We start from the raw sequence: 5,577 nt of genomic DNA on the forward strand, positions 1-5,577 counted from the left end.
CGCCGGCCACTCCGGCCGACCTCGCCGCCGACCCCGGCCCCACCGCCGGCTTCCTGCTCGGCAACGGCGTCCCCGTCACCCCGTACCCGGCCCCGGTACAGGCCCTGTTCGGCCGGCTCGCCCTGACCTTCACCGACGACGAGCTCCGGGAGATGCTGCGCGGGGGCCTGCTCCTCGACGGCGTGGCCGCCCATGTCCTCACCGAGCGCGGATTCGCCGACCTGATCGGCGTCCGGGCGGGGCGGCCCGCGGCCCGCTCCGCCCGGACCGCGCCGGGACCGTACGCGATCGAGCAGGTGTCGGAGCACCCCGACGGGTCACTGCTGAGCGTCGACGTGCAGCCGGCCCTGGCCCGGCTGCACCCGCTGCCGGGGACCCGGGTCCTGACACGGATCCGGACCCCGGACGGTCAGGACTGGGGCGTCGGCCGGTGTCACTTCGTCAACCGTCTCGGCGGGCGCACGGCCGTCCTCGCCGCGACGGCGCCGTCGCAGCTCCCCGGCAGCGACGAGGGCCAGCGCCTCCTCCACACGACCGTCCGCTTCCTCGAGGGAGACCACCCGGTCCTGCCGCTGGTCGACGGCGGACCCCACCTCGTCCCCCACGCGACGCGGACCGGTGACACGTACCGGCTCGCGACGGCGAACGGCGGCGGCGACCCCGCCGACGTCCGCGTACGTCTGCCGGCACCCCGGCGCCTTCGGCGGGCGACCCTGCTCGCGCCCCTGTCCCGGCCCACCGATGCGGCCGCCGTCGCGCACGACGACGGCTGGGCTCTCGAACCCGCGCTGCCGCACCGCGGCTGGGCGGTCTTCGAGTGGTGAACCACCGCCGGCGGGCCCGACCCCGCCGGTGCGCCGACTACGAGAGGAACACCCGTGTCAGCCCGTTCCCGAGCAAGAACCCTCGCGGCGATCGCCGCGGTGGGCGCCGTGCTGGCCGGGACGGCGGCGTCCGTCCCCGCCGCCGCCGACAGCACGCCCCGCACCGTCACGGTCTCGGTCGGAGACAAGGGTCCGTGGACCCACCCGGACGACGCCCCCGCCTCTCCCTTCATCGACAAGGACGGCTCGTTCCACTACCAGTCGGCGCACGCCCTGTACGGCGCGAGCGACCCGCGTGAGTGGATGTTCTACGCCGGCCGGGACTTCGACACCGCCACCGAGGACAAGGACCTCAACGAGGCCGTCGACCCGGCCGACTCCGCGGACCGCAACGACGACACCACCTCGCGCTGCAACAACAGTCCCACCGGCCGCGAAGCGAGCGCGCCGCCGTCCGGCTCCCACTACTCCCAGAAGAACTTCTGCGACCTCATGGGCGTCTGGGTCGACCCCGACACCGGCGACTGGTACGGCCTGGTCCACAACGAGTTCACCCCGGACCCCTACGGCGACGGCCTGCACTACGACGCCGTCGACTACGCCGTGTCCACGGACCAGGGCCACACGTGGGACATCAAGGACCACGTCCTCACCTCGCCCTACAGCACGCGCCGCGGCGACAGTGCGGCGTTCCCGCACGACACGTACTACTACGGCGACGGTGACCCCCGTCTGTTCGTGGACACGGCCTCCGGGTACTTCTACGTCTACTACAACTCCCGGGTGATCCCGAAGGGCGGCGTCCCGGGCGGCTGGACCGACGGCAGCCGCGCACACGTCGCCCGCGCCCCGATGTCCGGCAAGATGGCGCCCGGTTCGTGGAAGAAGTGGTACGACGGCGCCTGGTCCCAGCCCGGGATCGGCGGCCACGAGAGCAACATGGAGCCGGTCGACGCCACGCACACCACGGGCTACACCCCCGTCGCGCACGACTACGACCCGGCCAACGCCGGCTCGGTCGCCGAACAGCAGGCCGCGGGTGAACTGCCCGCCAAGGCCGACCTGTTGACGATGAACGTGTCCTACAACGCCCATCTCGGCCTGTACATCGGCCAGCCGGAAGCCCTCACCCAGGACAGCACGCAGCCGCAGCGCTTCTACGCCACCGACAACCTCGCGACACAGAAGTGGCGGCTGATCGGCGACACGGGCGACTATCTCTCCGGCTCCTGGTACCGCTGGATGCTCGACTCGGTCAGCAGGACGAGCTCGACGATCGTCGGCAAGCACTTCCGCAGCTACTGCTCGTTCCAGTGCTCCGGCGGCGCGGACGGCGAGTACTACGACACCACCGTCACCACCGGCGCCCCCGACCGTCCGGTCGACGCCGGCGCGTCCTACACGATCGCGAGCGGCAACGGCCGGGTCCTGGCCCAGACCGGCCACGGCAGCGCCGTCACCTCGACCGGCGCCCACTCCCCCGCCCGGTACGCCCGCTGGACGTTCACGCCGAACGGCGACGGCTCGTACCGCATCGCCAACACGGCGACCGGCAAGCTCCTCGGCGTCGACTCCGGGCACGACGCGGGCCGCGCCTGGGGTGCCGGGCCGACCGCGACGGCAGCGCCCGCGGACGGCCCCACGGTGGGCCAGCAGTGGTTCGTCGTCCGGGGCCGTGACGCCCAGGGCCGCACGACGGGAACGTACAAGCTGGTCAACCGCTACAGCGGCCTCGTCATCGGCATGTCCGCGGACAACGGGCGCCGTGTCGAGACGGTGCCCACGCGCTCCTGGACCGACCGCACCGGCAGCCCCGTCGGCGACGCCCGCACCCCGGCCGAGCAGACCCTGAGACTCACCCGCGGCCACTGACCCACCGCACCACGCGCCTCCTCGGCCCCGCGCAGTCCGGGCCGAGGAGGCCCGTGGCCCCTACCGACGGACTCTGTCCCTCTCAAGCCGTGCACCCTACGATCCCGCTGCACTCCGTCCCCGACAGCCGATTGCGGGAGGACCCATGCACCGTCGCCTCACCCTCGTCCTGGCCACGCTGGCCGCGCTCACCGGCCTGCTGACCGCCGCCCCCTCCGGCAGCGCCGCGAACGCCGAGCACAGACCCGTGATCCTCGTCCACGGCTACCACGCCGACCCGGGCGTGTGGGGCTCGCTCAGCGACGACCTGAAGGCCGCCGGATACGCCGACAGCAGTCTCTTCCGGTGGAGTTACGACACCTCGGCCTCGGTCAACGAGACGCTGGCCGGGCAGTTCGCCGCGTACGTGGACACCGTCCGCGCCCGGACCGGGGCCGACCAGGTCGACATCGTCGCGCACTCGTACGGGAGCCTGCCCACGCGCTGGTACCTGAAGTTCGGCTCGGGCACCGCCCATGTGGCGCACTGGATCTCGCTGGGCGGTCCCAACCACGGCACGTACACCGCCTGGGCGTGTGCCGCCTGGGACCAGGCCTGCCGTGACATGTCCCCCGGCAGCTACGTCCAGGACCGGCTCGCCGAGGGCGACGAGACCCCGGGCCCGACCCGGTACGCGACGCTCCGGTCCAGCTGCGACGAGGTCATCGACCCCGACGACAGCGTCCCGCTGACCGGCGCGGCCAACACCGATGCGGGCTGCCTGGCCCACAACGACCTGCTCAGCGATGCCGGAGTCGCGCAGTCCGTGCGCGCGTTCCTGGCGTCGTCATGAAGGACGGGTGGGCAGGCCGGACTCCAGGACGCTGTCGAGCTGACTCCGCGAGGTGATGCCCAGTTTCGTGAACACCTTCCGCAGGTGGTACTGCACCGTGCGCGCGCTGATGAACAGGCGGTTCCCGATCTCCGGATTGGACAGCCCGTCACGGGCCATCCTGGCGATCTGCGCCTCCTGTGCCGTCAGGCTCCCGTCCCCGGCGGGGGTACGGCGCCTGCCGAAGGTGCCGCCCGCGGCGCGCAGCTCGCGTCCGGCCCGCTCCGCGAAAGCGTTCAGGCCCATGTCCTGCAGCATCGTGTGGGCCGTTCTCAGCTGCTCACGTGCGTCGTTGCGGCGGCGCTGCCTGCGCAGCCATTCGCCGTAGACCAGGTGGGAGCGGGCCAGGTCGACGCGGAGACGGGTCTTGCCGAACCGTGCGACCGCTTCGCGGTAGGCCGCTTCGGCCGCGTCGCCCTGAGCGAGCAGGGCACGTGAGCGGGCCTGCACGCCGAGGGCCCAGTCGGTGCCGACGGCGCGCGCCATCTCGCCGAGCTGCTCGTGGGCGCGGACGGCGACGTCCGTCGTGCCGCACCGGGTCGCCGCCTCGACCAGCTCGGGCAGGGGCATGCACAGCGCGGCCAGGTCGTCGTCCCGGGCGGTGGCGCGGCGGCCGGCGGCCGTCGCGTTCTCGTACCGGCCGAGACTGTTGCCGACCAGCGCCCGTGCCCATTCGGCGAACACGATGCCGATGCCCTCACCTCGTTCGGTCGCGTCCTTGATCGTGGCCGCGGTGAGGGCTGTCACACCGGCCTCGTCGCCACGCATCGCCGCCAACGCCAGCGCGCCGTAGGGGGCGAGGCCGCTTCCGGTCGCCTCCTTGACCACGTGCAGTTCGTCGATGAGCGCGGCCCCGCCGGGCAGGTCGCCGGTGAACAGCAGCCAGTACGCGCGCTGGGTGAGGGCGAGCGGGAGCTCGCCGAGCGCCCCGGTCTCACGGGCGAGTTGAAGGTAGCGGAGCGACAGCCGGTCCCAACCGGTCTCGTCCCACAGGCGGATCGCCGTGACGCAGGCCAGCCACATCCAGCGCAGTTCCTCCTCGGCCGTCATGCCGTGCCCGAAACACCCGAGTGCCTTGCGCAGCGCGGGAACTCCCGCCGCGTATCCGGCGGCGAGCGCGGCGGCGGTGCCTTCGAGCAGGAGGTCGGGTGCGGTGACGGGGCCATGCGCGGCGGGTGCGCGACGGGCTGCGCGGGCCGCCACCCGGACGTCTCCTCCGGGGCCGGCGAGGGGGCCGGCGAAGACCGCGGCGGAGAGCGCGTCCAGGTAGGTGGCGCGTGCGAGGGGTACGTCGACGGGTGCGAGTTCCCTGGCCGCCTGGAGGAGCAGGACCGGAGCGTCGCCGCCGCGGGCGGTGACGAAGGCCAGCCGCGCGCGCAGCACGTCCGCGGTCGCCTGCTGGCGAGCCGTGAGCGGTCCTGGTTCGGTCATGGCCAGCAGGTCCCGCGCCGCGTCGAGGGCTCCTGCCTGGATCTCGGTCTGCGCGGCGGCGAGGGCCCGTCCCGCCCGCCGGGACAGATCGGGTGTGAGCAGGGCCGATTGCTTCAGGAAGGCCGAGGCGGCGGCGAGGCCGCCCCGGGCTCGGGCACGGCCCGCCGACCGCTCGAGCTCTCCGGCGACCCGCTCGTCCGGTCCCGGGGCGGCCTGCGCCCGGTGCCAGGCACACCGGTCCGGGTCGAGTTCCTGGTCGGTGGTCTCGGCGAGGGCGCGGTGCACCGCGCGCCGGCGGTCGGGCGAGGCACCCCGGTAGACGGCGGAGCGGGCCAGGGGGTGCCGGAAGCGCACCCGGGAGCCGAACGCGACGAGACCCGCGTCGGCCGCCGGCAGCGCCGCGTCCTGGGAGACGCCCATCCTCTCCGCCGCTCTCCTGACGAGTGCCGCGTCGCCCGAGGGGTCGGCGGCCGCGATCAGGAGCAGGGTCCTGGCCGGTGCGGGCAGGGCGTCGACCCGCCGCTCGAAACTGTCCTCGATGCTGCCGGAGAGTGACACGGCACCCGGCAGTCCGAAGCC

General features: G+C 73.6%; 4 protein-coding genes. 3 read left to right on the forward strand and 1 reads right to left on the reverse strand.

The window, feature by feature from the left end; all coding sequences use genetic code 11:
* The 3 genes from GTW43_RS05510 to GTW43_RS05520 form a co-directional block, all read left to right on the forward strand.
* Positions 1-824, forward strand: an 824-nt coding sequence (locus GTW43_RS05510; RefSeq protein ID WP_202501079.1) for a hypothetical protein, incomplete at its 5' end; no start/stop codon positions are given.
* Positions 825-878: 54 nt separating this feature from the next.
* Positions 879-2,696 (forward strand): RICIN domain-containing protein, encoded by a 1,818-nt coding sequence (locus GTW43_RS05515; RefSeq protein ID WP_343245911.1) that lies wholly within the window; start codon positions 879-881, stop codon positions 2,694-2,696.
* A 145-nt stretch (positions 2,697-2,841) separates the two neighbouring features.
* Positions 2,842-3,528: a triacylglycerol lipase gene (locus tag GTW43_RS05520; protein WP_161300488.1), complete on the forward strand. Its 687-nt coding sequence runs from the start codon at positions 2,842-2,844 to the stop codon at positions 3,526-3,528.
* On the opposite strand, the gene GTW43_RS05525 is transcribed toward GTW43_RS05520, so the two are convergent.
* Positions 3,523-5,577, reverse strand: a 2,055-nt coding sequence (locus GTW43_RS05525; RefSeq protein ID WP_161300489.1) for a helix-turn-helix transcriptional regulator, incomplete at its 5' end; no start/stop codon positions are given. The two genes, GTW43_RS05520 and GTW43_RS05525, sit on opposite strands and share 6 nt — an antisense overlap.

Origin of the sequence: Streptomyces sp. SID5785, assembly GCF_009870065.1 — a bacterium.
Classification (GTDB): domain Bacteria; phylum Actinomycetota; class Actinomycetes; order Streptomycetales; family Streptomycetaceae; genus Streptomyces.

What these genes read in the sequence shown, in the direction of transcription:
- GTW43_RS05520 (WP_161300488.1), top strand. Translation starts at nt 2,842, where the DNA reads ATGCACCGTCGCCTCACCCTCGTCCTGGCCACGCTGGCCGCGCTCACC.